This is a genomic window from Clavibacter californiensis (genome assembly GCF_021952865.1).
GTDB classification, from domain to species: Bacteria; Actinomycetota; Actinomycetes; order Actinomycetales; family Microbacteriaceae; genus Clavibacter; species Clavibacter californiensis.
In genome coordinates this window covers 1,336,590-1,360,458 of the sequence record NZ_CP040792.1, presented here as the reverse complement: position 1 = coordinate 1,360,458, position 23,869 = coordinate 1,336,590, and the positions used below count along the sequence as shown (strand labels likewise).

The window sequence follows — 23,869 nt, the reverse complement described above, 5'->3', positions numbered from 1 at the left end:
CCAGCGGCCATACGGCGCGGCCCTCCGCTGCCAACGCGGCTCCCGCCGTGCCGGATCCGCACCCCCGCGCGGCCGCGACCTCCGCGCCGCGCACGCCGATCCCGTGCGCCCGTTCCTCGACTCGTCCCATGTCCTCGTCCTCTCCCTCTGGCGGGCCATCCCCGCTGTCCTGTCCCTGCCGACCATCGGCCGGGACGCCACCATGCCCCGTCCGACGACGTCGGCCCGTGGCGGGATCCGCGATGGTGGATGCCCTCATCCGCGGCCGAGTGTTGAGGACACGACGGCCAGCAGCATCGGCACCACGCCCACCGCCAGGAACGCCGGCAGGATGCACACGCCCAGCGGCAGCATGAGCCGCGCCGCCAGACGCGCCGCCGCCCGCTCCGCCCAGGTGGCGGCGTCCCTGCGGATCCGCTCCGCCTCGCTCCCGAGGAGCACGGCCACGGGAGCACCGGTGCGGGCGGCCGCGTCGACGACCGGCCCGACGGCGTCGAGGTCGTCGCCAGCGCGCAGGCCGGCGCGCTCGCACGCACGTCGGACGACCGCGACCGCACGAGGCACGGACGCCCCACCAGACATGGCCATCGCCACCAGGTCGAGGACGAGCCCAGGTGCGGGTTCCCGCGGAAGGGCCCGGCTCACCAGACGGCGGTTCCACCGCCAGCCGATCGCCACGAGCGAGGAGCCCACCACGAGGCACACGAGCCCGGGCACGGTGGTGACGAGGACGCGGAGCGGATCGAACCCGAGCCCGGCCGCCAGGAGCAGACCGGCGCCGGGCATGAGGAGGACGGTGCGGCTGGTCGCCACCGGGCCGGCGAGCGCCGTCCCCGCCTCGCGGCGCACCCGGGCGATGTCGACGAGGGAGCCGGCGAGCCGATCGAGGGACCGCGCGAGCGGCGCTCCCGTGCGATCCGCGACCTCCAGCCCCGCGGCGAGCGCGGACCACGAACCCGCGGTGCCTCCGCCTGCCGCCTCGCACGCGGTGGCCGCCGCCACGACGCGGTCGGCGAGGGGAGCCGACCCTGCGCCCGCGGCCACGCGACGGACCAGGGCGGGAACCGCGCGCTCGCCGCGCCGGGCGCGCCCGCCCGGCGGCGCCAGCTGCGACCACGCGCGTTCGAGGTGCAGCCCCGCGCCGAGCAGCACCGCGAGTCGTCGCACGAACGCGGCGATCTCCTCGGCCTCCTCGACGACCGCCTCGTCGCCCGCGCCCCGCAGACGCGGACGCAGCCGCCGACGCAGCCCTGGGCGGAAGGGGTGCGCGTCCCGGATCATCCACGCCCCCCGCGCGCATCCGAGGCCCACACCGCCACCGCGGGCCGCGCCACCGGACCCGCGCCGGGATCCCAGCGCACCGGCACGATGCGGAGGCGGCCGTCGTCGCCCGTCGCGAGGCGTCCGGCGGCGGTCACCCGGCGTCCCCGCGGCGTCCGGGCGAGGTGGACGACCAGGCCGATCGCGCTCACCGCCTGGCGTGCCGTCGTGACCGCGTCCATGCCGGCGAGCGCGCCCAGCGCCTCGAGCCGGGCCGGCACGTCCGCGACGCCGTTGGCGTGCAGGGTGCCCGCGCCTCCGTCGTGCCCGGTGTTGAGCGCTCCGAGCAGGTCCCTGATCTCGCTGCCCCGGCACTCCCCCACCACCAGCCGGTCCGGACGCATCCTCAGCGCCTCCCGCACCAGGCGCGGCAGGGACAGCTCCCCGGCCCCCTCGATGTTCGCCTGCCTGGCCTCGAGCGACACGACGTGCGCATGACGCACGCGCAGCTCGGCGACGTCCTCGACGAGCACGATGCGCTCCCGCGGATCCGCTCGGGCGAGCAGCGCGCCGAGCAGGGTCGTCTTCCCGCTGCCGCCGGCCCCGGTGATCAGGAGGTTCGTGCGCCGTCGCACCGCCTCCTCGAGCAGAGCGCGGCATCCGGGCGGGAATGCCCCCGCCGCGTCGAGCGCGTCGAGCGTCGGCCTCGCCCGCGAGGGGAGCCGGATGGAGAGCAGCGTGCCGCGTGTCGACACGGGTGGCAGCACCGCGTGGATGCGCATCCCGTCACCCAGCCTCACGTCCACGCACGGCGCCGCCTCGTCCAGATGCCGCCCGCCCTCCGCGGCCAGCCGCACGGCCAGCGCGCGCACGGACGGCTCACCGCCGAGGTCGACGTCGGGTCGGCGTTCGGGGCCGGATCCGCGGTCGACCCAGACCTCGCCGTCGCCGTTGACGAACACGTCCGTCGTCCGGGGGTCCTGCGCCAGATGCGCGAGGGGACCGAGCGCGGACGGGACCCGGCGCAGGGTCGGGTGCGATGCGGGCTCGGCGACGACGCCGTCCGCCGGGAGACGGAGGACCCCGCCGACCCCCGTGCCCCGGGCGTCGGACGACGCGACGCCCCGACCAGCGCCGCCGGGCGTCCGGGTCCGAGGGACGAAGGCCGCGGGGGCGACGACGAGCGGACGATAGCCCGGCCCCGCGCCGCCCGCGGACCGGTGCCGCGACGCCTCCCCCGGGAGGACGCCTCGACCCACGACGGATGCCTGCCACTCGATCATGCGCGGACACTAGGCGCGGCCGCTCGCCGTCCTCGCGGGCCGGCACGAGCCGGTGAGGAGCCGTCATCGCGACACGTTGGGGAGGAAGAGGGGCGGCGCCCATCGGGGGAACGGGCGCCGCCACGTGACGAAGGATCGGGGGAATCCTGGATCCGCCACACGCCGGGCTTGACCCGACGGCATGAGCATACGCCGCGAGCCTCCCCCCAGGGGAGGGTCATGCGTGTTCTGGCCGTTCCCCCACCGTACTCCCGGGCAGCGGGGTCGCCGCATCCCCCTGTCGGCCGCGGTGGCGCACGACCCACCCGCTAACGTGGGTCGCGGAGAGGATGACGATGACGATGTCCACGAACCCCCGATCGACCCAGCCCGGAGCCTCGAGCCCCGCCGCGCCCGACCAGGACGAGGAGGGGACGGCCATCCCCTCGCGCCCGGCGACGACGGCGGAGTCGGGGCCCGTCCACCCGCCGTCGGACGCGTTCCGCGCCACCCGCGTGGCCGACGAGTCCCTCGCCGCGTCCGCCGCCGCCGACCGTCTCGGCTTCTGGGCCGACAGGGCCCGCGAGCTGGTGACCTGGGAGACCCCGTTCGAGACGGTCCTCGACTGGTCGGACGCGCCCGTCGCCCGCTGGTTCCCCGAGGGACGGCTCAACGTGGCCTACAACTGCCTCGACCGGCACGTGCTCGCCGGGCACGGCGACCGCGTCGCGCTGCACTGGGAGGGCGAGCCAGGCGACACCCGCGACCTCACCTACGCCGAGCTGACCGCGGAGGTCAAGCGCGCCGCGAACGCACTCAGCGACCTGGGCGTCGTCGCGGGTGACCGCGTCGCGATCTACCTGCCGATGATCCCGGAGGCCGTGATCGCGATGCTGGCCGTCGCGCGCATCGGAGCCGTCCACTCCGTCGTGTTCGGCGGCTTCAGCGCCGAGAGCCTGCGCGCGCGCATCGACGACGCCGCGGCCCGCGTGGTCATCACCGCGGACGGCGGCTGGCGCAAGGGCAAGGTCTTCCCGCTCAAGCCCGCCGTGGATGCCGCACTGGTCGGATCGGCCGGATCCGTCGAGCACGTCCTCGTCGTCAGGCGCGGCGAGAACGAGGTCGACTGGGACGAGAGCCGCGACCTCTGGTGGCACGAGCGCGTCGCCGCGGCGGATCCGGAGCACGAGGCCCAGGCCTTCGAGGCCGAGCACCCCCTCTTCATCCTCTACACGAGCGGCACGACCGGGAAGCCGAAGGGCATCCTGCACACCTCCGGCGGCTACCTCACGCAGGTCGCCTACACGCACCGCAACGTCTTCGACCTGCACCCCGAGACCGACGTCTACTGGTGCACGGCGGACGTCGGCTGGATCACCGGCCACAGCTACGTCGTCTACGGCCCGCTCGCGAACGGCGCCACGCAGGTCATCTACGAGGGCACGCCCGACGCCCCGCAGCCCGGCCGCTGGTGGGACATCGTGGAGAAGCACGGCGTGACGATCCTGTACGCGGCGCCCACGGCCATCCGCTCCTTCATGAAGACCGGCCGAGAGATCCCGGACGCGCGCGACCTCTCCTCCATCCGCCTGCTCGGCTCGGTCGGCGAGCCCATCAACCCGGAGGCGTGGCGCTGGTACCGGGACGTCGTCGGCGGCGGCGACGTGCCCGTCGTGGACACGTGGTGGCAGACGGAGACCGGCGGCATCATGATCTCCGCGCTCCCCGGCGTCACCGCGACGAAGCCCGGATCCGCGCAGTCCCCCATCCCCGGCATCCAGGTCGCCGTGGTCGACGACCAGGGCGAGCCCGTCGCGCGAGGCGAGAGCGGCCTCCTGGTCGTGACCGAGCCCTGGCCCGGGATGCTGCGCGGCATCTGGGGCGACCCGGAGCGCTACCGCGAGACGTACTGGGACCGCTTCGGCGACCGCTACTTCGCGGGCGACGGCGCGCGGCTCGACGAGGACGGCGACATCTGGCTGCTCGGCCGGGTCGACGACGTGATGAACGTCTCCGGCCATCGCCTGTCGACGGCGGAGATCGAGTCCTCGCTCGTCGCGCACCCGTACGTGGCCGAGGCTGCGGTCGTCGGCGCGTCCGACGAGGCGACCGGCCAGGCGGTCGTGGCCTTCGTGATCCTCCGCTCGGCCGAGGCGAGCGCGCTCGGCGACGAGGATCCGAACGAGGTCCTCCGCAAGCACGTCTCGGACCAGATCGGCGCCATCGCGAAGCCGCGCCGCGTGTTCGTCGTGCAGGAGCTGCCGAAGACGCGCTCGGGCAAGATCATGCGCCGGCTGCTGCGCGACGTGGCGGAGGGCCGGGCGATCGGCGACACCACCACGCTGGCGGACACGCAGGTGATGCAGGTCATCTCCGACCGCATGAGCGCGGGCTGATCCGACATCACGGCGCGGGACGACAGGAGGGCCGGGTGCGATGCGCACCCGGCCCTCCCCTGTCCGCCACGGCGGACGACGGCTACTCGACGAGCGCCACCACGAGCTCGACCTCGACGGGCGAGCCGAGCGGCAGCTCGGCGACGCCCACGGCAGAGCGGGCGTGGATCCCTGCATCGCCGAGGATCTCCCCCAGCACCTCGCTCGCGCCGTTGATGACGCCCGGCTGCCCGGTGAAGCCCTCGGCCGAGGCGACGAAGCCCGTGACCTTGATCACGCGCGCGATGCGGTCGACGCCGCCGGCCGCATCCGCCGCGGCCGCGAGCCCGTTCAGCGCGCACGTGCGGGCGTGCGCCTTGGCGTCCTCGGCCGACACCTCGGCACCGACCTTCCCGGTCGCGGCGAGCGCGCCGTCGACGAAGGGCAGCTGGCCGCTCGTGTAGACGAATCCGCCGTGCACGACCGCGGGGACGTAGGCGGCGACGGGGGCCGCGACCGCGGGCAGCTCGATGCCCAGCTCGGCCAGCCGGTCGGAGATCGCGCCCATCAGGCGCCGTGCTCCGCACCGGCGACCGGGCGCTTCATGTAGGCGACGAGCCCGCCCTCGGGGCCGGTGACGACCTGCACGAGCTCCCAGCCCTGCGATCCCCAGGTGTTGAGGATGGCGGCGGTGTTGTGGATCATCAGCGGCGTGGTGAGGTACTCCCACTGCGCGGGCGTTGCGGTCATCTCGGCTCCTTGCCGGTCGGGTCGGGTGCATGACGGGACGGGCGCGGGCGGCCGGCGCACAGGTCTCACGGGTTCCCATACACCCTTCCCGTACTCTGGAGTCTATGTCTGCTTCCAAGAACACGCCCGGCCGCGTCGCCGCCGCGCTCACGGGCGTCCTCGGCATGAGCGCCGTCGCCGGCGTGCTGGTCGCGGCTATGGTCACCCCCGCCATCGCCGTCACGAGCCTCGCGGCCAACAACACGATCGGCCTCTTCGAGGACCTGCCGGACTACCTGCAGATCGACAACCTCGCCCAGAAGACCGAGCTGTACGCCACGCAGGGCGGCCAGCCGGTCAAGTTCGCGGAGTTCTACGCGCAGAACCGCCAGGAGGTGAGCTGGGACGAGGTCTCCGACAACGCGAAGGCCGCGGCCGTCGACACGGAGGATCCCCGCTTCTACGAGCACGGCGGCGTCGACGTGCAGTCCACGTTCCGCGCGCTCGCCCAGAACGTCATCGGCGGCGGCGTCGAGTCGGGCGCCAGCACCATCACCATGCAGTACGTGAAGAACGTGCTCGTGCAGAAGGCGGAGACGCTCGCCGAGACGGACCCGGACGCGGGCAAGAAGGCGTATGCGGAGGCGACGCAGGAGTCGACCGCCCGCAAGCTCAAGGAGATGCGCCTCGCGATCGGCCTGGAGAAGAAGTTCTCGAAGAACGACATCCTCCTCGGCTACCTCAACATCGCGAACTACGGCGGCAGCGTCTACGGCATCCAGTCGGCTGCGAAGTACTACTACGGCGTGGACGCGAAGGACCTCAGCATCGCCCAGGCCGCGAGCCTCGTCGCCACGGTCAACTACCCCACGGCCCTGCGGATCGACGAGCCCGGGAACATCACGGCCAACCAGGAGCGCCGCGACGTGCTCATCGACAACATGCTCAAGCACCACAGCATCACGCAGCAACAGCACGACGAGGCGATCGCCACCCCCGTCACACCGGCGATCACCCCCTCGGTGAGCGGCTGCAACGCGGCCCAGCCCGCCAGCGCCGCGTACTTCTGCGACGCGGTGAAGTACACGGTCGAGAACTCGAAGGAGTTCGGCCAGACCCCCGACGAGGCCCGTCGGAACCTCAACCGCAACGGCTACAAGATCTACACGACGCTGAACCTCGACCTGCAGGCCAAGGCCACGGACGACCTGCGCAAGCAGATCCCCACGACGATGAACAGCATCCCGGAGCTCGGGTCGGCGATGACCAGCGTCGAGGCGAAGACCGGTCGCGTCATCGCCATGGTGCAGAACACCGACTACGGCAACGACGCGGGCGCTGGTGTGCAGAGCGTCAACTTCAACACCGACCAGGACATGGGCGGGTCGCGTGGCTTCCAGGTGGGATCGACGTACAAGATCGTCACCCTCCTCGAGTGGCTGAAGGAGGGGCACTCGGTGAACGAGGTCGTCAACTCCTCCAAGGGGACATGGGCCGGGAGCGACTTCCGCGACTCGTGCACGGGCGGGACGTTGAGCTCGAAGCCGCTGACGGTCACGAACGACGGTGCCGCGCCGGGTGCCAACCGGACCGTCATGTCCGGGACCGCGAACTCCACCAACACCGCGTTCATGGCCATGGCCTCCGAGCTCGACATGTGCGGCATCGTGCAGACCGCGAAGGACATCGGGATCCATCAGGCGGACAAGAGCAAGCCGCTCTCCGGCCTCGTGTCCGACATCATCGGGTCCGGTGGCAACAACATCGCGCCGCTCACGATGGCCTCGGCGTATGCCACGGTCGCGAACAACGGCACCACGTGCACGCCGATCCTGATCGACAAGGTCGTGCTGCCCGATGACACCGAGATCACGCCTCCCTCCGCGAACTGCACGGAGACCGTGAGCCCGGACGTCGCCCACACGGCCGCCTACGCGCTCGGCGGGGTCATGAGCGCGACCGGTGCCGCCGCCAACACGAACGACGGCACGCCCCTCATCGGCAAGACGGGTACCACGGACAGGGCCAAGGACACCTGGTTCGTGGGATCCAGCACCGAGGTCACCACCGCCATCTGGGTGGGCAGCTACGGCGGACAGGACATCCGCCAGCGCCTGACGAAGCTCCCGAACGGGCAGCTGATGTCCACCGCTCGCTTCGCCGTGTGGAAGCCGTTCATGCAGGCCGTCAACGCGGTCTACAAGGGGTCGGCGTTCCCCGGCCCGGCAGCGGACCTCACCCGCACGCCGACGGTCCAGGTGCCGGACGTGTCGGGCATGTCGCCCGCCGACGCCCAGTCGGCCATCGAGGGCGCGGGCCTGTCCTTCGCCCAGGGCGGCTCGCGGTCCTCCGCGAACGTGGCCGTCGGTCAGGTCGCCGGATCCGACCCGGGTGCCGGCGCCAACGCGGCGCGTGGATCGACCGTCACGGTGTTCATCAGCAGCGGGCCCGACCAGGGCCAGCAGCAGGGCACCCCGGGCACCGTCCCTGACGTGCGCGGGCAGGACATGACGAGCGCCCGGCAGACGCTCCGTGGCGCTGGATTCGACGTCACCATGGCGCAGGAGCAGGTGCAGGACAACTCGCAGATCGGGAAGGCGACCCGCACGGATCCCGCCGCCGGTCAACAGAGCAGCGGTCCCGTGACGCTCTACATCGGGCGCAGCTGATGAGCGTCGTCGGCACCATCGCACGCACCGTCGGCGGCGTCGCCGCGGCCGGCGCGGCGGTCTTCGCGTACGCGTCCTTCTACGAGCGCCGCCGCTTCACCCTCCGCGAGGTGACGGTGCCGGTGCTCCCCGTGGGCGCGGACCCCATCCGCGTGCTCCACCTGTCGGACATGCACATGGCACCGTGGCAGCACAAGAAGCAGCGCTGGGTTCGGGAGCTCGCGGACCTCGAGCCCGACCTCGTCGTCGACACCGGCGACAACACGGGCCACGAACAGGGCATCATCGCGGTCGAGGAGACGCTCGAGGCCTTCCGCGGGATCCCCGGCGTCTTCGTGCACGGCTCGAACGACTACTACGGGCCGATGCTCAAGAACCCGTTCAAGTACTTCACCGCCAACACGCACGCCACGCAGCGGCCCGCCGACCTCGACCTCGCGCGGCTCGAGCGGCTCTACGCGTCGCTCGGCTGGGTCGACCTCAACAACGCGGCCGGCGCGATCGAGGTCAACGGCACGCTGCTGGAGTTCTTCGGCGTGGACGACCCTCACCGGGACTTCGACCACCTCGAGGCGCTCCCCGGAGCCCTCGACGCGCTGCGCGAGGACGGGGACGCCTACCAGGGCGCCTCGGACGCGCCGGTCGTGTCGATCGGCGTCGCGCACGCGCCCTACCGCCGGGTGCTCGACTCGTTCGTCACCAACGGCGCCCGCATGATCTTCGCCGGGCACACGCACGGCGGCCAGGTCTGCGTGCCCGGCTACGGCGCGCTCGTCACCAACTGCGACATCCCGCGCCGCCAGGTGAAGGGCCTCAGCGTCTGGCCTCACGCCGACCGGGCGTCGTTCCTCCACGTGAGCGCTGGCCTCGGCACCTCGATCTACGCGCCCGTGCGCTTCGCCTGCTTCCCCGAGGCGACGCTGCTCACGCTCACGGCGGTCTGACCGCCCGCGGCGTACTCCGGACCCGCGAACATCGGGTATCGTAGAGCCCGGCCCTCGGGCCATCGGGGTGTGGCGCAGTTTGGTAGCGCGCTTCGTTCGGGACGAAGAGGTCGCAGGTTCAAATCCTGTTACCCCGACACACCGCCTCCTCCGGGAGGCACAGCAGGACAGGCACGAACGCCAAGGGCCGCTCCTCCGGGAGCGGCCCTTCGTCGTGCCGGGCCCGTGTCGCGGCGTGGTCTAGCGCGTGACGGCCTTCAGCCGCAGCGCCGGCCGCTCGATCGCGTAGTAGGTCGCCGCCGAGAGCGCGAGCGTCACCGCTCCGACCACGAGCGTGTTCAGGGCGAAGCCCGCGAGCGTGTCCGGCAGCACGAGGCCCGCGCGGCGGAGGAAGCGGATCACCGGCAGGTGCCAGAGGTACACGCTGAACGAGATCGTGCCGAGCCAGGCGATCCACCGCAGCTCGAGGAACCGCGTCACCGGGCCGAGGGATCCCCCGCGCCGCGGCAGCGCCACGAGCAGCAGCAGCATCGCGCACGAGGCGGCCACGATGCTCTCCTCGAACGCGCCCACGGGCGCCTCCGAGGCGACGACGATGAGCGCGGCGGCGACGATCCCGGCGGGCACCCGCCAGGCGGCGACGCGGTCGCGCAGCGCCTCGTCCGCCGACAGGGTGAGCAGGACGACGGCCGCCGCCATCCCGTAGGCGAAGAGGTCCGCGTGCACGAGGATGCTGCGGTTCGCAACTGCCTCCCACGTGACGCCCCACTCGCTCGCGAGGCGTCCGCGGTGACCGAGCGGGGCCTGGGCGATCATCGACCACACCTTGCCGGCCACGCCGATCAGCAGGAGCACGGCCGCGGGTGCGAGGGCGCGGATCCACGTGGCCCTCCCCCGCAGCAGCCGCGCCGCGAGGAGCGCCACGACGGGCAGCACCACGTAGAAGGACACCTCGACGGCGAGCGTCCACGCGACCTCGATCCCGCTGCGGAGCGTGCGCGGCGTGTAGCCCTGCAGCAGCAGCGCGTTCACGACCGTGTCGACCGGTCCGAGCGTGCCCACCGAGATGCCGGCGTCACGGGTCTCGCGCGGCAGGATCGCGATGCGCAGCACGAGGCTCACGAGCAGCAGCACCACGATGTAGCCCGGGAAGACGCGGAGGACGCGGTTGGCGGCGTAGCGCGACAGCCGCGGCATCGCGCCGCCGTCGACGAGTCCGCGCGCGAACGGCAGGAACAGCAGGAAGCCGCTCAGCACGAAGAACAGCGTGACGCCGTGGCTGAAGAAGGCGACCTCGCCGACGAGCGGGACGTCGGTGGTGGGCCGGGCCAGCTGGCGCTGCACGTGGTACAGCAGCACGGCGACGGCGGCGACCCCGCGGAGCCCCTCGATGCCGGGCAGGAGCGTGCGCACGCGCGCGGGTGCGGACGTCGGGGTCCCGGTCATGATGGCCTTCCCGGGTCGGTGGTGGAGCGGTCGTCCAGTCTACGAGTCGCGCGATCCGAGGCATCCGGGGCCCGGCGGCGCACAGCACGACGGCCGCCGCCCGGAGGCGACGGCCGTCGGCGCGCGCTCCCCATCGAGCGCGGGCTCACTCCTCCGCGGGAGGGGCGGGCTGGGCGGGCGCCGCCGGAGCGGCGGGCGCCTCGGGTGCCGTGGGCGCCGCCGACTGCGTGGGCTTCGGTGCCGGCGGCACGTACGGCTTCTTCGTCAGCGTGCTGCTCGGGGCGGGGAAGCCCTCCGCCGGGTAGCGGTCGTCGATGAACGTCTGCAGCGGCTTGAAGATCCGGTGACGCGCGCTGTCCGCGGCCGAGCCGTTGAGGACGTTGCGGCGCATGGACGCGAAGCCCTCGACGTTGCCGACCCAGACGGCCGTCGTGACCTCGGTCGAGGATCCGACGAACCAGGTGTCCTTCGAGCGGTCGGTCGTGCCGGTCTTGCCCATGATCTCGGTGCCGTCGCGCGGGTTCGACGCCGCGCCGGTGCCGCCCATGACCGCCTTGAGCGTGAAGGCGGCCGTGTTGGCGACCTCCGGGCTCATGGCCTGCGCGCACTCGCTCTTCGGGGTCACGAGCTCCGACTCGTCCGGGAGGACGACCTTGTCGATCGCGATGGGCGGGCACATCGTGCCCTGGTTCGCCACGGAGGCGAAGGCGGTCGCCATCTGGAGCGGGGCGACGTTGTTGCCGCCCGAGCCGACCACGTCCGGCGGGTAGTTCTGCAGATCGCGGTTGTCGGCGTTGTAGACGCCCATGTCCTTCGCCGTCTGGTTGATGTCGCAGATGTCGAGCTGGCTGGCCATGGCGATGAACGCCGAGTTCACGGACGCCACGGTCGCCTGGAGGACCGTCTGGTTCGAGGTCGCACCCGTGTTCGTGTCGTTGGTGACCGTGTACGGCTCGGATCCCACGCGCTCCCCGCAGGCGCGGAACTCGGACTGGTTCCACTTCGTCTTCGACGCGTTCACGGTCTGGTAGACGGACTTCCCGCTCTTCAGCCAGTCCACCAGGGTGAAGATCTTGTACGTGGATCCGACCTGGAACCCGGCGGAGCCGCCGTGGGCCTTGTCGGCCGAGTAGTTGATCTCCGTGACGCCGGCCTGGTCGGCCGCGACGCCGTAGTCGGTGTTCTGCGCCATCGCGATGATGCGGCCGGTCTTCACCTCGCGGGAGACCACCGATCCGCCGATCTTCGTGAACCGCGCGGTCGTCGGCACCTGCTTGCGCATCTGCTCCGCCGCGTTGCCCTGGATGTCGAGGTCGAGCGTCGTGTAGACCTGCATGCCGCCGCGCTTGAGCACGGCGTCGCGCTCGGCCGGGGTCGCGCCGAACTCCGGGTTCGTCAGGATCTCGTTCTTCACGTAGTCGCAGAAGTAGGCGGCCGAGATCGGGTTCGCCTGGATGCAGCCGCTCGTGGAGGGCGTGATCGTCGGCGTGATGGCGGCGGCAGACGCCGTGTCGTACTGCTCCTGCGTGATCTTCTGCTCCTTGAGCATGTTCCGCAGCAGCAGGTCGCGGCGCTCCTTGTTGCGCCCGAGGTTGTCCGGGTTGTCGATCTTGAAGACCTCGGGCGCGTTGACCGTGGCGATGAGGCTCGCGGCCTGCTCGAGGGTCAGGTCGGCGGCGGAGACGTTGAAGTAGTAGCGCGCCGCGGACTCGATGCCGTAGACCCGGCTGCCGAAGTTCGCGATGTTGAGGTAGGCGAGGAGGATCTCGTTCTTGGAGTACTTCTTCTCCACCCCGATCGCCATCCGCATCTCCTTGAGCTTGCGGGGCATGTCGGGCTGGGTGGCCTCCTGGAAGGCCTTGCGTCCCTCGGCCTGAGTGGCCTCGTCGGAGGAGTCGACCATGTTCTGGGCCTTCTGGACCAGGACGTTGCGGACGTACTGCATCGTGATGGTGGAGGCGCCGGACTGGACCTCCTTGTTCAGCACGTTCTGCGCGAGCGCGCGAGCGGCCGAGAGGACGTCGACGCCGCCGTGCTCGTAGTAGCGGGGGTCCTCGGTCGCGATCGCGGCGTCCTTCGCGTACGACGAGACGGCCTCCCACGGGACCTCCTCGCGGTCCTGCGAGAAGAACTCGGCGAAGGGGACCTGCTGGTCGCCCTGCTTGGCGTACAGCACGGTCTTCTGGGCGAGGTTGTCGATCTGCAGGTTGTCGGGGATGTCCTCGAAGACCCCGATCGTGCTGTTGGCCGCGATGCCGGAGACGGCGATGGCCGGGGTCACCATGGCGGCGACGAGCACGCCGGCGATCGTGCTCATGCCGACGAGTCCGAGGAACGCGCCCAACCGGGTCGAGATGGTCAGGTCAGTTTTCCTCATGGTACGAATCTAACCCGCGCCCGGAGGCGCGACATCCGCCTCAGGGAGGGTCTCAGCTCCCCGTGGCCGAAATGTGATGAGTGCACTCGCGATCAGGCCGCGCGAGCCTCCCCGATAGCCAGATCGCGCACGATGCGGAGCGTCTGGATGCGGTGCTCGAGCGTCGTGGACGACGGCGCGACGATGAGCTCGTCGGCGCCCGTGCTCGAGAGCAGGCGCTCGAGGCCGATGCGCACGGCGTCGGGAGAGCCGATCGCCTGGCGGCGGTCACGCGCCCCGATGATCTCGCGCTCGAGGTCGCTGAACGCATACGCGGCGGCCTTGGCCGGATCCACGGGCTGGGGCTTCCCGCCCTGCCGCATGCGGAGCCACGTGATGCGGCCCGCACGCGCCTCGCGCTCGACGACCTCGGGGTCCTCGTCGGCGATGACGTTCACCGCGATGGCGCTGTGCGGCGCGGCGAGGTCGTCGCTCGGCTCGAAGCGCTCGCGGTACAGCGCGAGCGCCTGCTCCGTGCGGTCGCCGGCGAAGTGGTGCGCGAAGGCGAACCGGATCCCGAGCGCGGCGGCGACCTGCGCGGAGTAGCCGCTGGATCCCAGGAGCCACATCTGCGGGCGGTCGCCGAGCCCCGGGACGGCCGTGATGCCACGCAGCGGGTTGTCGTCCGCCATGCCGCCCGAGAAGAAGCCGACCAGGTCGACGAGCTGCTGCGGGAAGTCGTCGACGCCGAGGCCCGCCTCGCTGCGGCGGAGCGCCATCGCGGTCGCGCCGTCGGTGCCGGGAGCCCGGCCGATGCCGAGGTCGATGCGGTCGCCGTAGAGGGCGCGGAGGGTCCCGAACTGCTCGGCGACGACGAGCGGCGTGTGGTTCGGCAGCATGACGCCCCCGCTGCCGACGCGGATGGTGGACGTGCGCGCGGCGATGCCGGCCAGCAGGACGGCGGGGGCGGAGCTCGCGATCCCGGGCATGCCGTGGTGCTCGGCCACCCAGAACCTCGAGTACCCCGCGGCCTCGGCGGCCTGCGCGAGCCGGATGCTGCCCGCGACGGCGTCGGCGTTCGTGCCGCCGAAGGGACGGGGAGCGAGGTCGAGGACGTCCAGGGGCACGCGTTCGAGGTGGGTCACCCCGGGGAGAACGGGCGCGATCCGCGGCGCATTCCCCGCCGGGGGCGCGTTGCCAGGCTGCGGCCCGATGGGTCCCGCCGCCCCCGCTCCCCGCCTGGCGCGACGGCCGATGGCACCGCGACCGGCCGTTCGGCCTGGGGCGCCCGGCGGGATCGCGAGCGCCGACGCATCCGCCGGCGGCAGGCCACCGTGCTGCTCCTGGCGTACGTCGCCCTGATCAGGCTGGTCACGCTCACCCCGGACAGCGTCGACCGCGGCGTCCATCCCCATCTGATGCGCGGCGTCGTGTTCGTGCAGCACCACGGGATGCCATGGTTCCGCTACACGATGCTCGAGGAGGCCGCGAACGTCGCCCTGTTCGCCCCGCTCGGCATGCTCGGCGTGCTCGCCTTCGGGGTTCCCCGCTGGTGGGTCGTCGTGCTCGCCGGGACCGCCATGTCGGCGACGGTGGAGCTCGCGCAGGGCGCGTTCCTGCCGGTGCGCGTGGCGTCCGTCACCGACGTGGCGGCCAACGGGGCAGGAGCTCTCCTCGGCGCGGCGACGGCGGCGCTCATCGGGGCGCGGACACGACGACGCGGGCGGATCCGGTCGTGATCGGATCCGCCCACGTCGGGTCGGGAGCGGCGTCGGGCGTCAGGAGGCGCGACGACGGCGAGCCGTCGCGATGCCCGCGGCCGCGGCGCCGGCGAGGAGCAGCCCGCCGCCGGTGATCGCGGGGCCGATGGGCAGCGTGCCGCCGGTGATGGGCAGCGAGCCCGCATCCGCCGCAGTGCGGGTGCTCGCCGGGACGACGGAGACGATGCCGCACCAGTGGTCGCCCGACGCGGCGGTCTGGTTGGCGCGCCAGGTGCCGGTCGCCGTCGTCGGGACGACGAGCGTGCCCGAGACGGAGCCGTCGGCGGCCGCGGTGAGGGATGCGGCGGGGTCGCCGGCTGCGGCGGGTGCGCCTGCCGCGGCGGAGAGGCGCACGGCGACGGTCTCGCCCGCGGTGAAGGATCCGGCGACGCCGGCGATCCGGACCGACTCGCCGGGGGCGACGGCGGCCGGGGTGACGGTCATGCCGCTGCAGGCGACGGTGGAGTCCTTGGGGACGTAGTTCTCCGCCTGGGCGGCGACGGGGACGGAAACGGTGATCACGAGCGCGACGAACGCGCCCGCCAGGGTCTTGGCGAGCATCTCGGGTGGGCCTTCTCTGATGCGCCCGGGACGGACGTGCGGGGGCACGACGGGTATCGCCTCGGAGCGGTGGTGTCCGCGGGGCGCGATTTCGGGTCGACGCCTTCAGGCAGACAGCGGGTCGGGTAAACCCACGTTGGAGATGCTAGCCGCGTCCGCCGCCCCTGCCGAGTGGACGGCGGGATCTGCCCCGGACTGGGGTCAACCGCCGCCTCGTCACGGCGCCCGGAGACGGCGGAAGGCCCCGAGGCGGATGCCTCGGGGCCTTCCGCCACCAGGCTCCGGGAGGGAGTCAGGCGACGCTGTCCGTGATGTGGGTCAGACCGTGGCGCGCTGGCGACGGACCGTGGCGAGCACGACCACGAGAGCGGCACCGAGCAGCAGCAGGCCGCCGCCGGTCCAGATGAGGACGACGGGCAGCTGTCCACCCGTGACGGGGAGGCCCGCGGCGCCGTCGGCGCTGGAGCCACCGGTCGCGGTGCCGTTGCCGGCGGCCGCGACGACCGAGATGGTCGTGGAGACGGTGTTGCCCTGGGCGTCCGTGCCGGTGAGGGCGTAGGAGCCCGCGGCGCTACCAGCCGGCAGCGTGACGGTGACGCGGAGGCTGCCGTCGTTGGCCGAGGTCTTGGTGATGGAGTTGGTCGTCACGGCCATGGGGGCCGTGCGGAAGGAGGCGAGCGTGGCGTTCGCCGCGTCCTCACCGGAGATGGTGATGGTGACGGGGCTGACGGGAGCGAACGAACCAGGCCCGAAGGACAGGACGGTGCTCTCGCCGGGCGCAACGGTCGGGTCGCTGACGGTGACGCCGCCCTCGGGCGTGTACGGGTCCGCGTTGGCGGCGGTGGCGACGGTGAACGTCGCGGCGAGGGCGATGGCCGCCCCGGCGAGGATCTTCTTGAGCATGTGGTTCCCCCAGTGTGAGTTGCGCGTGGTGCACAGGGGCCACTAGCGGACTCGGGTCCGCCGTCGTTCATTCCCCCACGGAGGAGACTACTGGGCCGGATCGCAGGACAGCGAGCGGAACTGCGTTGCGATCGTGTTAATTACGGGCGTCGTGACGATGGAGAGGGGGGTGTCGGTCTTTTTGTCACCCAGCGTGTCCACCGTTATGCGGACCTCCTGACCGGGCTTCAGCGTCACCTCGACCTGCGCGACGGCCCGCCCGCCCACGATCTCCGGCTGGAACTGCGTCTCCTGGCCGTCGATGTGCACCCGCAGCGGAACCGTGCCAGGGGGACCGTACACCGCCACGCGCGTCTTGACGTCACCGGGCGCGACGCCGTACACGCCTCCGCCCGTGACCACGAAGGGCAGCGAGGCCGCGTCGGCCGGCGCCGTGGATCCGAGGATCACCTCGGTGCGGTAGTCCGGCCTGCCGTCGTCCCGGCACATGGCCATCGCGAGCGTGGTCCGCAGCGAGAGGAAGTAGTCCATCTTCGCGCCGGTCGAGTCGTTGAGGAAAACGCCGAAGACCGTCGACTCGTCGTTGTCGGCGGGCAGCGAGCCCTGGAACGTGGTGCCGTCGAGGGTCGCCTGCTCGTCGGCGCGCGAGTTCCAGATCAGGATGCGACGCTCCTCGGCGGCGTGCCCCAGCGCCTTCACCAGCGCGGCCGGATCCACGTCCCCGGAGGAGACCTTCGCGAACACCGAGTCGGCGACGCTCGCGAAGACGGCGTCCTGGACGTCCGGGTTCGGGTAGCGCAGGTAGACGTCGTGCAGGAGCAGGTCGACGGCGTCGTCGGAGCGGAGCACGTCGCCGGTCGCGAGCGTGATGGGGCCGGTGGCCTCGAGCAGGTACGAGAGGGCGACCGGGTCGATGCTGATCACGCCGTCGACCGCCTGGCCGTGCTTGAGCCGCCACATCTCGGCGGCGAGCGGTGCGGCCTGGGGGAACTCGGGAGTCAGCGTGACGTCCTGCATGTAGCGGCCGGTGATCGTGCCGTAGAGGCCGGCGGTCTGGGGATCCAGCGGCAGGGCGGGCTCCGCGAGGCGCGGGAACGCGCGCGCCGAGTCCTGGGCGGCGAGCGAGAACGCGCCGCCGCCCGTGCGGACGAGCGCCAGGGCGCCGGGGATGCCTCCCGTGGAGCGCACCTCGGCGTTGTTCTGGAACATGAGCAGGTAGCTGCGGTCGCCGTCGGCGCCGAGCATGGCGGGCGCGAGGTCGGTGACGTGGCGCACGACGGCGAGCGTCTCGGCGGCCTTGCCCACCGTCTCCTCGAGGCGCGCGACGGCGTCGGCGACCGGGCGGATGGTGCTGCCGGTGTCGATGGCCGTCACGTCGGTCAGCGCCGCGTCGAGCGCGTCGTCGGCCTGGCGGACGGGCTCCTGCGCGGCCACGATGGGGTCGAGGTCGAGCCGCCCGTCCTTCGGCGTGAGGCTCGCGACGTCGAGCGTGCCGGCGATGCCGACGACGGGCTGGAGCGCCTCGCCGCCGATGCGGTCGACGATCCCGGCGATCTCGCGGAAGGCGCGGAGGTTGGGGCCCACGAACGGCACGTGCTCGGTGACGGCCCAGACCGGATCCCCCGTGAGCGACACCGCGCGCGCGGAGTGATCGCGCAGCTGCGCGACGTTCGCCGACGCTCCCGCGGGGTCGCCCGCCAGGAGGTCGCTCTGCACGGAGGACGCGAGCGGCACTGCCTGCTCGAGCTCCCCGCGGGCGAGGAGGGCGCGGGCGGCGACCCACGCGATCCAGAGGAGGAGGAGGACGGCGATCGCGGCGACGGCGACCGTCACGACACGGCGACGCGTCCAGGGGCGCCGAGCCCGGCGTCGACGCGGCGACGGCGCGAGGCCGGGCGCCGAGGTCACCAGGTGGCCCCTCCGTCGGCGGAGATGCTGACGGAGTCGCCGGTGAGCAGCCAGACGTCGCGACCCGCTGCCGAGATGGCGACGGATCCGCTGGTGGGGGCGGCCGCCGCGCAGCCGAGGACGCTCACGGCGCCCGAGGCCGGCACGATGCGGCCGACGCTCGTGCCCGCGCAGGATCCGGCGGTGCCCGCCGTGAGGATGCCGTCCGTGCCGAGCGCCAGCGCGAGGACACCGGGGGCGTCGACCTGGCGGAAGTCGCCGCTGCCCGAGCGGACGTGCAGCGCGCCGGATCCGCAGAGCACCGCCGCGGCCTGGCCGCTGTCGACGACCTGGACGGCGTCGTCGCACGGAGCCTCCCGCGGGCCCTGGACGAGCTGGACCGTGCCGGGCTGTGCCGGGTCGACGTACGCGGTCGTCGCCGTGAGCGCGGGCGCGTCGCGCCAGAACTCGCCGCCCGTGAAGCTCTGGAGCGTGGTGCGGGTGCACGCGGCGGTCACGTCGGCGACGATGCTGCCGACGTCCGGGCTCTCCACCTGCAGCGCGAGGATACGGCGCGCATCGAACGAGCCCGTCGAGCGGGTGTCCCAGGTGCGGCCCTCGTCGATGGTGGTCTGGATGCGGGCGGGCTCGCCCGTGCAGGAGCCACCCGTGGTGCGCCAGGCGACCTCGGCGTTCCCCGCCGCGAGGAAGACGGTGGGCGCGGCCACGGTCGTGCTCGGGGTGGCGCTCGGCGCGGGCGTCGGGCTCGCGGCGGCGTCGGTGCTGGTGGCGGACGGCGAAGGGGCTGCGGTGCCCTCGTCGGGGGATCCCCCGCCGGTGCGGGTCACGGCGGCCGAGACGAGGATCAGGTCGATGACGAGGAAGGCGACCACAGCGGTGACGCCGACCCCGGGGATGATGCGGCCGAGCGACGGACGACGCCGGCGGGTGCGTCCCGTGACGGCCATGGGCTTCCGGCCGTCCGGCGCCGACCTAGCCACGCGCGGCGCCCGCGGATCGAGTGGCGCGGTGGCCGGACGGACGTCGTGGGCGGCGCGGTCGCGCCTCGGCGTGAGCCGACATGGTGTCTCCCGGTGTGGCGGGCATCGTGCGGCCGCGGGCGGCTCACCCTCGCGGGGGGCCGGATCCGGTCCGCGTCCCGCCGACGAGCCGCGACCCGCTCCTCTCGGTGGAGCACGGGCCGCCGATCCGCGCGACGGGAGATGCGGGGTCGAGCGGTGGTGTCATCCGGATCGTACAGGCCCCCGCGGGACCAGCCGGGACGACACGGGTCGGCGGCGGGTCAGGGAGCGGCCGGGCTCGCGGTCTCGGCGCTGTCGGGGCGCACGTACGAGTAGCCGTACTGGCCGTACCCGTAGGCGTCGGGGCCCTTGGTCGGGAGCATGGTCAGCACGACGCCGAGCACCTCGGCGCCGACGCTGTTCAGCGACTCGATGGCCGCGTGGACCTGGCCGCGATGCGCGCGACCGGACGACACGATGAGGATCGCCCCGCCCGCGCTCTTCGACAGCACGGCGCTGTCCGTGACGGGGAGGAGGGGCGGCGCGGCGATGAGCACGGTGTCGAACTCGGCCTCGAGCTCCTTGAGGAGCGTGACCATGGTGCGCGATCCGAGCAGCTCGCTCGGGTTCGGCGGGATCTGCCCGGCCGGCAGCACGAACATGTTGCGGTTGCCCCACGGCTGCAGGACGTCCTTCAGCTCCGCGCGGCCGATGAGCACGTCGGTGAGCCCGACCGCCCCCTCGAGCCCGAGGTAGGACGCGAGCTTGGGACGGCGCAGGTCGGCGTCGATGACCGCGACCCGGGCGCCCGCGTCGCTCAGCGCGATGGCGAGGTTGGCGCTCGTGGTGGACTTGCCCTCGGACTCCACCGCGCTCGTGATGACGAAGCTGCGCGCGCGGCCGCCGAAGTCGAGGAACTGCAGGTTCGTGCGCAGGCTGCGGAAGGACTCGGCGCGCGGGCTGCGCGGATCCGACTGCACGATGAGCGGGCGATCCTTGGCCTTCGGGTCGTACGCGATGCCGCCGAGGATGGGTGCGTGCGTCACGAGACGCAGGTCGCGCTCGCCGCGGATCCGCGTGTCCAGCGTGGCGCGCAGCACGGCCGCCGCGACGCCGAGCGCGAGGCCGATGAGACCGCCCAGCGCGAGGTTCAGCGGGACCTGCGGGGAGACGGGCGACGCCGGGATCCGCGCCTCCTGCAGGGTGGTGATCTTCACCTGCGGCTGGCCGTTGACGTCCAGCGGCGTGAGGTCGGCGACGAAGTCGGTGAAGCTCCGGGCAACCGCGTTCGCGATGGTGGCGGCGGCCTCGGCCTGCTCGTCCTCCACGGAGATCTGGATGATGACGGTGTCGGCGGCCGCGGTGGCGGTGATCTTCGGTGCCAGCGACTCGGCGGTCGCGTCGAGGCCGAGCTGGGCGATGACCGGCTCGAGCACCGCGGGCGTCGCCACCACGTCGGCGTAGCTCTTGACCGCCTGCTGCGTGAACGTGCTGCCCTGGCTCAGGTCCTGCACGGTGCCCGCCGACTGCGTCGAGACGAAGACCTTGGACGACGCCCGGTACTCGGGGGTCTGCACGAGCGAGTAGCCGGCCGCGGCGCCCACGCCGAGCAGCAGGACCAGCAGGATGAGCACCCACGACCGTCGCAGGATCCGGATGTATTCACGCAGTTCCACAAGCGATCCCCCTCGTCGATGGAGCGCCCCCCAGCGGCGCCCGAGCCCCATGCTCCCACAGCCGCGGACCCGTCCCGGTTCCCCGGAGACGGGAATGACGCCCCGGGGACGACGCCCCAGCATCTGGGGCGGACCCATGGTGGGACGCTCGGTCTAGCGTGGCTGCAGGTCAGGCCACCCACCTGCCCCATGCATCGCCGCCCGCTCACCCGAAGACGAGGTCCGCCCCCATGCTCGACGCCTGCGCCGCCCTCCTGCCGCTCGTCACCCTGCTGATCACGGGGGTCCTCACCGCGTTCGGCCTCCGCTACCTGCGCGACTGACGACCCGCGCCGCCCGGCCCCCGGGTCGGATCAGGCGAAGTCGGCGTCGGGGCCCGCGGGGTAGCCGAAGGCCGACACGCCCGCCTCGACGGGCCGGCCGCTCGTGAGCACTCCCCCGCTCTCCGCGAGGTAGCAGGCGCCGCAGAGCGACATGTACGTGACGTCCTCGCCGTCGATCGCCACCTGGTCGCCGGCGAAGATGAACCGCTCGCCGACCTGGCGGGCGTTGAAGACGGCCTTGCGGCCGCAGCGGCAGATGGTCTTCATCTCCTCCAGGCTGTGCGCGATCTCCAGCAGCCGCCGGCTCCCGGGGAACGCGACCGTCTGGAAGTCGGTGCGGATCCCGTAGGCGATGACGGGCACGTCCTGCAGGATCGCGATGCGCAGCAGGTCGTCCACCTGCGACTCGCGGAGGAACTGCGCCTCGTCGACGAGGAGGCACGCCGTCGGGCCGCCCTTCTCCTGCAGGACGCGCTCGCGATGGATCCCGAACTCCTGCCAGACGTCCGCGTCCGGCTCGAGGAGGAAGTCCACCGGGCGACGGACGCCGAGGCGGGACACGATGTCGCGGTCGCCCTTGGTGTCGATCACGGGCTTCGTGAGCAGCACGTGCTGCCCGCGCTCCTCGTAGTTGTAGGCGGCCTGGAGCATCGAGGTGCTCTTGCCGCTGTTCATCGCGCCGAAACGGAAGTAGAGCTTGGCCATCTACCGAAGGTAGCCGTCCTCGGTGGCGCGATCGATCAGGTCGGACCGACGGCTCGCGATCCTCCCGACGAGGCGGTACTTCGCGCGGACGCGACGGAGGTACGTCTTCGCGGTCTCGTACTGGACGTTCATGGCCGTGGCGACGGCCAGGGTCGATCGACCCGTGACGTACAGGCGGAGCGCCTGCTCCTCGCCCTGGCTGAGGCGGGGGCTCGCGAAGTCGCGTGCGCCGACCTCGCCCGCCCCCGCGTCGTCGCGCCGCTGCCCGGATCGGGATCCCGCGGCGACGGCGCGGACGGCGGCCACGATGTCCGCCGCGGGCACGGGCCCGGTCAGCAGCGCGGCGGCCCCCGCGTCGACCACGCGACGGCGTACCTCCTCGGCACCCGAACGCGACAGGACCACGACGGCCGCTCCGGCCGCGCGGCAGGAGCGGATCCGGCCCTCGAGGCTGACCTCGTCGGCGAGGTCGTAGTCGACGACGACGACGTCCGTCGGGAAGCGCGGCGAGCGCACCAGCTGGAGCCAGCCCGTCGTGCTCACCACGACGTCGATCTCAGGAGCCCGGCGGCGGAGGATCGCGCAGACCTCGTCCAGCGCGGGCTCGTGGCCCATGAGCACGCCGACGCGCACGGGCTGCGGCGACGACCGCCCGGAGGCGTCGCGCGTGACCGCCCCGGGGTCGCGCAGCGTGGTCATGTCAGAACTTTAGCCAGGGGCGCGCCCGGACGGCATCCGGGGGCGTGGGCGGACACCCCGGGTCAGAACAGCGTGGCCTGCGTCGCCGAGGCGGCGGGCAGCGCCGCGGCGACCAGCGGGCCGGGGGTCGGCGCCTGCGTCCAGCTGCCGCGACCGCGTGCCGTCGTGGCGCGGCTGTCCGCGCCCTCCTGGCTCCAGCCGGGACGCGGCCGGACCCCGACCGGAGCGCGCGCGGCCTCGACGTCCGGGAGGTCTGCGCGGGACAGCACGCCGCCGGTGCGCGGATCCACCCGCCCGCCGCCGAGCCCGTGCCGGCGGACCAGCGGATCCATGCGCGCCTTCAGCCACGACCGGTACGCCTGCGGGGCGTACGCGCCGCGCGCGTAGAGGTCGAGGTAGCGGCCCACGAGATCCGGGCGCTCGCGCTCGAGCCACTGGAGGTACCACTCCTTCACGCCGGGCTTCAGGTACAGCGCGGAGTAGAGGACGCGCGTGCCGCCGGCCTCGCGGATGCGGGTGAGCGCGTGGTCCAGGTGCTCCACGCCGTCCGTGAGCATGGGCAGGATCGGCATCATGAACACGGTGCAGTCGAGGCCCGCATCGCGGATCGCCGTGACGGTCGCGAGCCGCGCGGTCGTCGTGGGGGTGCCGGGCTCCACCGACTGCTGCAGGTCGTCGTCGAGCACGGCGATGCTCATAGCGAGGTCCACCGGCACGCTCGTCGAGGCCTCGGCGAGCAGCGGGAGGTCGCGGCGCAGGAGCGTGCCCTTGGTGAGGATGGACAGCGGCGTGCCCGACGACGCGAGCGCCGCGATGATGCCGGGCATGAGCGCGTAGCGGCCCTCGGCCCGCTGGTACGGATCGGTGTTGGTGCCGAGCGCCACGGCGTCGTGCGTCCACGTGGGCTTCGCGAGCTCGCGGGCCAGCACCTCGGCGACGTTGACCTTGACGACGATCTGGTCGTCGAAGTCGCGGCCACCGTCGAGGTCGAGGTACTCGTGGGTGGGGCGCGCGAAGCAGTAGACGCAGGCGTGGGTGCAGCCGCGGTAGGGGTTGATGGTCCACCCGTACGGCATGACCTTCGACTCCCCCGGCACGCGGTTGAGGGCCGACTTGGCGAGCACCTCGTGGAAGGTGACGCCCTGGAACTCCGGGGTGCGGACGCTCTGCACGAGGTTGCTCAGGCGGGCGAGCCCGGGCAGCGCATCAGCGCTCGCGTCGGACAGCCTCTGCGCGCTCCATCTCATGCGCCCATTCGAACACACATTCGAACGGGATGCGAGCGGCCGGGC

Annotated in this window: 19 protein-coding genes and 1 tRNA gene; 5 read left to right on the top strand and 15 right to left on the bottom strand. The window is 72.7% G+C overall.

Features of this window, described 5'->3' with window-relative positions; all coding sequences use genetic code 11:
- Positions 1 to 255: 255 nt before the first annotated feature.
- Entirely contained in the window at positions 256 to 1,281 is a 1,026-nt protein-coding gene (locus FGD68_RS06700; RefSeq protein WP_237609939.1) for a type II secretion system F family protein, read from the bottom strand.
- A complete protein-coding gene (locus tag FGD68_RS06695; RefSeq protein WP_237609938.1) occupies positions 1,278 to 2,543 on the bottom strand; it encodes a TadA family conjugal transfer-associated ATPase in 1,266 nt (421 codons plus the stop codon). The genes FGD68_RS06700 and FGD68_RS06695 overlap by 4 nt, the downstream gene beginning before the upstream one ends.
- A 335-nt stretch (positions 2,544 to 2,878) precedes the next feature.
- Here FGD68_RS06695 and acs point away from each other — a divergent pair, with 335 nt between their 5' ends.
- Complete coding sequence (gene acs, locus FGD68_RS06690; protein ID WP_119372904.1) at positions 2,879 to 4,918, top strand: acetate--CoA ligase; 2,040 nt, start codon at positions 2,879 to 2,881, stop codon at positions 4,916 to 4,918.
- A gap of 82 nt (positions 4,919 to 5,000) precedes the next feature.
- Here acs and FGD68_RS06685 read toward each other — a convergent pair whose 3' ends face one another.
- Together FGD68_RS06685 and FGD68_RS06680 are read right to left on the bottom strand one after the other, a co-directional pair.
- Positions 5,001 to 5,465 (bottom strand): RidA family protein, encoded by a 465-nt coding sequence (locus FGD68_RS06685; RefSeq protein WP_119372903.1) that lies wholly within the window; start codon positions 5,463 to 5,465, stop codon positions 5,001 to 5,003.
- Positions 5,465 to 5,647, bottom strand: coding sequence for a hypothetical protein (locus FGD68_RS06680; protein WP_012297657.1), 183 nt, complete (start codon positions 5,645 to 5,647; stop codon positions 5,465 to 5,467). Before FGD68_RS06680 ends, FGD68_RS06685 begins: the two co-directional genes overlap by 1 nt.
- A 104-nt stretch (positions 5,648 to 5,751) precedes the next feature.
- On the opposite strand from FGD68_RS06680, the gene FGD68_RS06675 reads away from it, so the two are divergent.
- The 3 genes from FGD68_RS06675 to FGD68_RS06665 all read left to right on the top strand — a co-directional run bounded on the left by FGD68_RS06675 (position 5,752) and on the right by FGD68_RS06665 (position 9,376).
- The gene (locus FGD68_RS06675; protein WP_104236188.1) at positions 5,752 to 8,295 is read left to right on the top strand and encodes a transglycosylase domain-containing protein; all 2,544 of its coding nucleotides are present in this window, start codon (positions 5,752 to 5,754) and stop codon (positions 8,293 to 8,295) included.
- The gene (locus FGD68_RS06670; RefSeq protein WP_119372902.1) at positions 8,295 to 9,239 is read left to right on the top strand and encodes a metallophosphoesterase; all 945 of its coding nucleotides are present in this window, start codon (positions 8,295 to 8,297) and stop codon (positions 9,237 to 9,239) included. The genes FGD68_RS06675 and FGD68_RS06670 overlap by 1 nt, the downstream gene beginning before the upstream one ends.
- Positions 9,240 to 9,302: 63 nt before the next feature.
- A tRNA-Pro gene (locus tag FGD68_RS06665) sits at positions 9,303 to 9,376 on the top strand.
- A gap of 103 nt (positions 9,377 to 9,479) precedes the next feature.
- On the opposite strand, the gene FGD68_RS06660 is transcribed toward FGD68_RS06665, so the two are convergent.
- The 3 genes from FGD68_RS06660 to FGD68_RS06650 form a co-directional block, all read right to left on the bottom strand.
- The gene (locus FGD68_RS06660) at positions 9,480 to 10,685 is read right to left on the bottom strand and encodes an acyltransferase family protein (RefSeq protein WP_119372901.1); all 1,206 of its coding nucleotides are present in this window, start codon (positions 10,683 to 10,685) and stop codon (positions 9,480 to 9,482) included.
- Positions 10,686 to 10,830: 145 nt separating this feature from the next.
- A complete protein-coding gene (locus FGD68_RS06655) occupies positions 10,831 to 13,062 on the bottom strand; it encodes a transglycosylase domain-containing protein (RefSeq protein ID WP_119373588.1) in 2,232 nt (743 codons plus the stop codon).
- Between the two features lie 92 nt (positions 13,063 to 13,154).
- A complete protein-coding gene (locus FGD68_RS06650) occupies positions 13,155 to 14,168 on the bottom strand; it encodes an LLM class flavin-dependent oxidoreductase (RefSeq protein ID WP_237609937.1) in 1,014 nt (337 codons plus the stop codon).
- A 207-nt stretch (positions 14,169 to 14,375) separates the two neighbouring features.
- Here FGD68_RS06650 and FGD68_RS06645 point away from each other — a divergent pair, with 207 nt between their 5' ends.
- Positions 14,376 to 14,780, top strand: coding sequence for a VanZ family protein (locus FGD68_RS06645; RefSeq protein ID WP_237609936.1), 405 nt, complete (start codon positions 14,376 to 14,378; stop codon positions 14,778 to 14,780).
- Between the two features lie 39 nt (positions 14,781 to 14,819).
- On the opposite strand, the gene FGD68_RS06640 is transcribed toward FGD68_RS06645, so the two are convergent.
- The 8 genes from FGD68_RS06640 to FGD68_RS06605 all read right to left on the bottom strand — a co-directional run bounded on the left by FGD68_RS06640 (position 14,820) and on the right by FGD68_RS06605 (position 23,824).
- Positions 14,820 to 15,362 (bottom strand): sortase, encoded by a 543-nt coding sequence (locus tag FGD68_RS06640; RefSeq protein WP_237609935.1) that lies wholly within the window; start codon positions 15,360 to 15,362, stop codon positions 14,820 to 14,822.
- Positions 15,363 to 15,680: 318 nt separating this feature from the next.
- Entirely contained in the window at positions 15,681 to 16,265 is a 585-nt protein-coding gene (locus FGD68_RS06635; RefSeq protein ID WP_104236181.1) for a sortase, read from the bottom strand.
- An 87-nt stretch (positions 16,266 to 16,352) separates the two neighbouring features.
- On the bottom strand, positions 16,353 to 18,098 hold the full coding sequence (locus tag FGD68_RS06630; protein ID WP_237609934.1) for a DUF4012 domain-containing protein: 1,746 nt from the start codon (positions 18,096 to 18,098) through the stop codon (positions 16,353 to 16,355).
- A gap of 71 nt (positions 18,099 to 18,169) precedes the next feature.
- The gene (locus FGD68_RS06625) at positions 18,170 to 19,153 is read right to left on the bottom strand and encodes a hypothetical protein (RefSeq protein ID WP_237609933.1); all 984 of its coding nucleotides are present in this window, start codon (positions 19,151 to 19,153) and stop codon (positions 18,170 to 18,172) included.
- A 302-nt stretch (positions 19,154 to 19,455) separates the two neighbouring features.
- Positions 19,456 to 20,850, bottom strand: coding sequence for a polysaccharide biosynthesis tyrosine autokinase (locus FGD68_RS06620; RefSeq protein ID WP_119373091.1), 1,395 nt, complete (start codon positions 20,848 to 20,850; stop codon positions 19,456 to 19,458).
- 353 nt (positions 20,851 to 21,203) lie between these two features.
- Positions 21,204 to 21,878 carry a thymidine kinase gene (locus tag FGD68_RS06615; RefSeq protein WP_104236177.1) on the bottom strand — a complete coding sequence of 225 codons (675 nt, stop codon included), beginning with the start codon at positions 21,876 to 21,878 and terminating at the stop codon, positions 21,204 to 21,206.
- Entirely contained in the window at positions 21,879 to 22,577 is a 699-nt protein-coding gene (locus FGD68_RS06610; protein WP_237609932.1) for a helix-turn-helix transcriptional regulator, read from the bottom strand. It abuts the gene before it with no gap.
- 62 nt (positions 22,578 to 22,639) lie between these two features.
- Positions 22,640 to 23,824 (bottom strand): Rv2578c family radical SAM protein, encoded by a 1,185-nt coding sequence (locus tag FGD68_RS06605; RefSeq protein ID WP_237609931.1) that lies wholly within the window; start codon positions 23,822 to 23,824, stop codon positions 22,640 to 22,642.
- Between the last annotated feature and the right edge of the window lie 45 nt (positions 23,825 to 23,869).

What these genes read in the sequence shown, in the direction of transcription:
- FGD68_RS06685 (WP_119372903.1), bottom strand. Translation starts at nt 5,465, where the DNA reads ATGGGCGCGATCTCCGACCGGCTGGCCGAGCTGGGCATCGAGCTGCCC.
- FGD68_RS06700 (WP_237609939.1), bottom strand. Translation starts at nt 1,281, where the DNA reads ATGATCCGGGACGCGCACCCCTTCCGCCCAGGGCTGCGTCGGCGGCTG.
- FGD68_RS06640 (WP_237609935.1), bottom strand. Translation starts at nt 15,362, where the DNA reads ATGCTCGCCAAGACCCTGGCGGGCGCGTTCGTCGCGCTCGTGATCACC.
- FGD68_RS06605 (WP_237609931.1), bottom strand. Translation starts at nt 23,824, where the DNA reads ATGAGATGGAGCGCGCAGAGGCTGTCCGACGCGAGCGCTGATGCGCTG.
- FGD68_RS06660 (WP_119372901.1), bottom strand. Translation starts at nt 10,685, where the DNA reads ATGACCGGGACCCCGACGTCCGCACCCGCGCGCGTGCGCACGCTCCTG.
- FGD68_RS06680 (WP_012297657.1), bottom strand. Translation starts at nt 5,647, where the DNA reads ATGACCGCAACGCCCGCGCAGTGGGAGTACCTCACCACGCCGCTGATG.
- FGD68_RS06670 (WP_119372902.1), top strand. Translation starts at nt 8,295, where the DNA reads ATGAGCGTCGTCGGCACCATCGCACGCACCGTCGGCGGCGTCGCCGCG.
- FGD68_RS06615 (WP_104236177.1), bottom strand. Translation starts at nt 21,878, where the DNA reads ATGGCCAAGCTCTACTTCCGTTTCGGCGCGATGAACAGCGGCAAGAGC.
- FGD68_RS06655 (WP_119373588.1), bottom strand. Translation starts at nt 13,062, where the DNA reads ATGAGGAAAACTGACCTGACCATCTCGACCCGGTTGGGCGCGTTCCTC.
- FGD68_RS06675 (WP_104236188.1), top strand. Translation starts at nt 5,752, where the DNA reads ATGTCTGCTTCCAAGAACACGCCCGGCCGCGTCGCCGCCGCGCTCACG.
- FGD68_RS06635 (WP_104236181.1), bottom strand. Translation starts at nt 16,265, where the DNA reads ATGCTCAAGAAGATCCTCGCCGGGGCGGCCATCGCCCTCGCCGCGACG.
- FGD68_RS06695 (WP_237609938.1), bottom strand. Translation starts at nt 2,543, where the DNA reads ATGATCGAGTGGCAGGCATCCGTCGTGGGTCGAGGCGTCCTCCCGGGG.
- acs (WP_119372904.1), top strand. Translation starts at nt 2,879, where the DNA reads ATGACGATGTCCACGAACCCCCGATCGACCCAGCCCGGAGCCTCGAGC.
- FGD68_RS06610 (WP_237609932.1), bottom strand. Translation starts at nt 22,577, where the DNA reads ATGACCACGCTGCGCGACCCCGGGGCGGTCACGCGCGACGCCTCCGGG.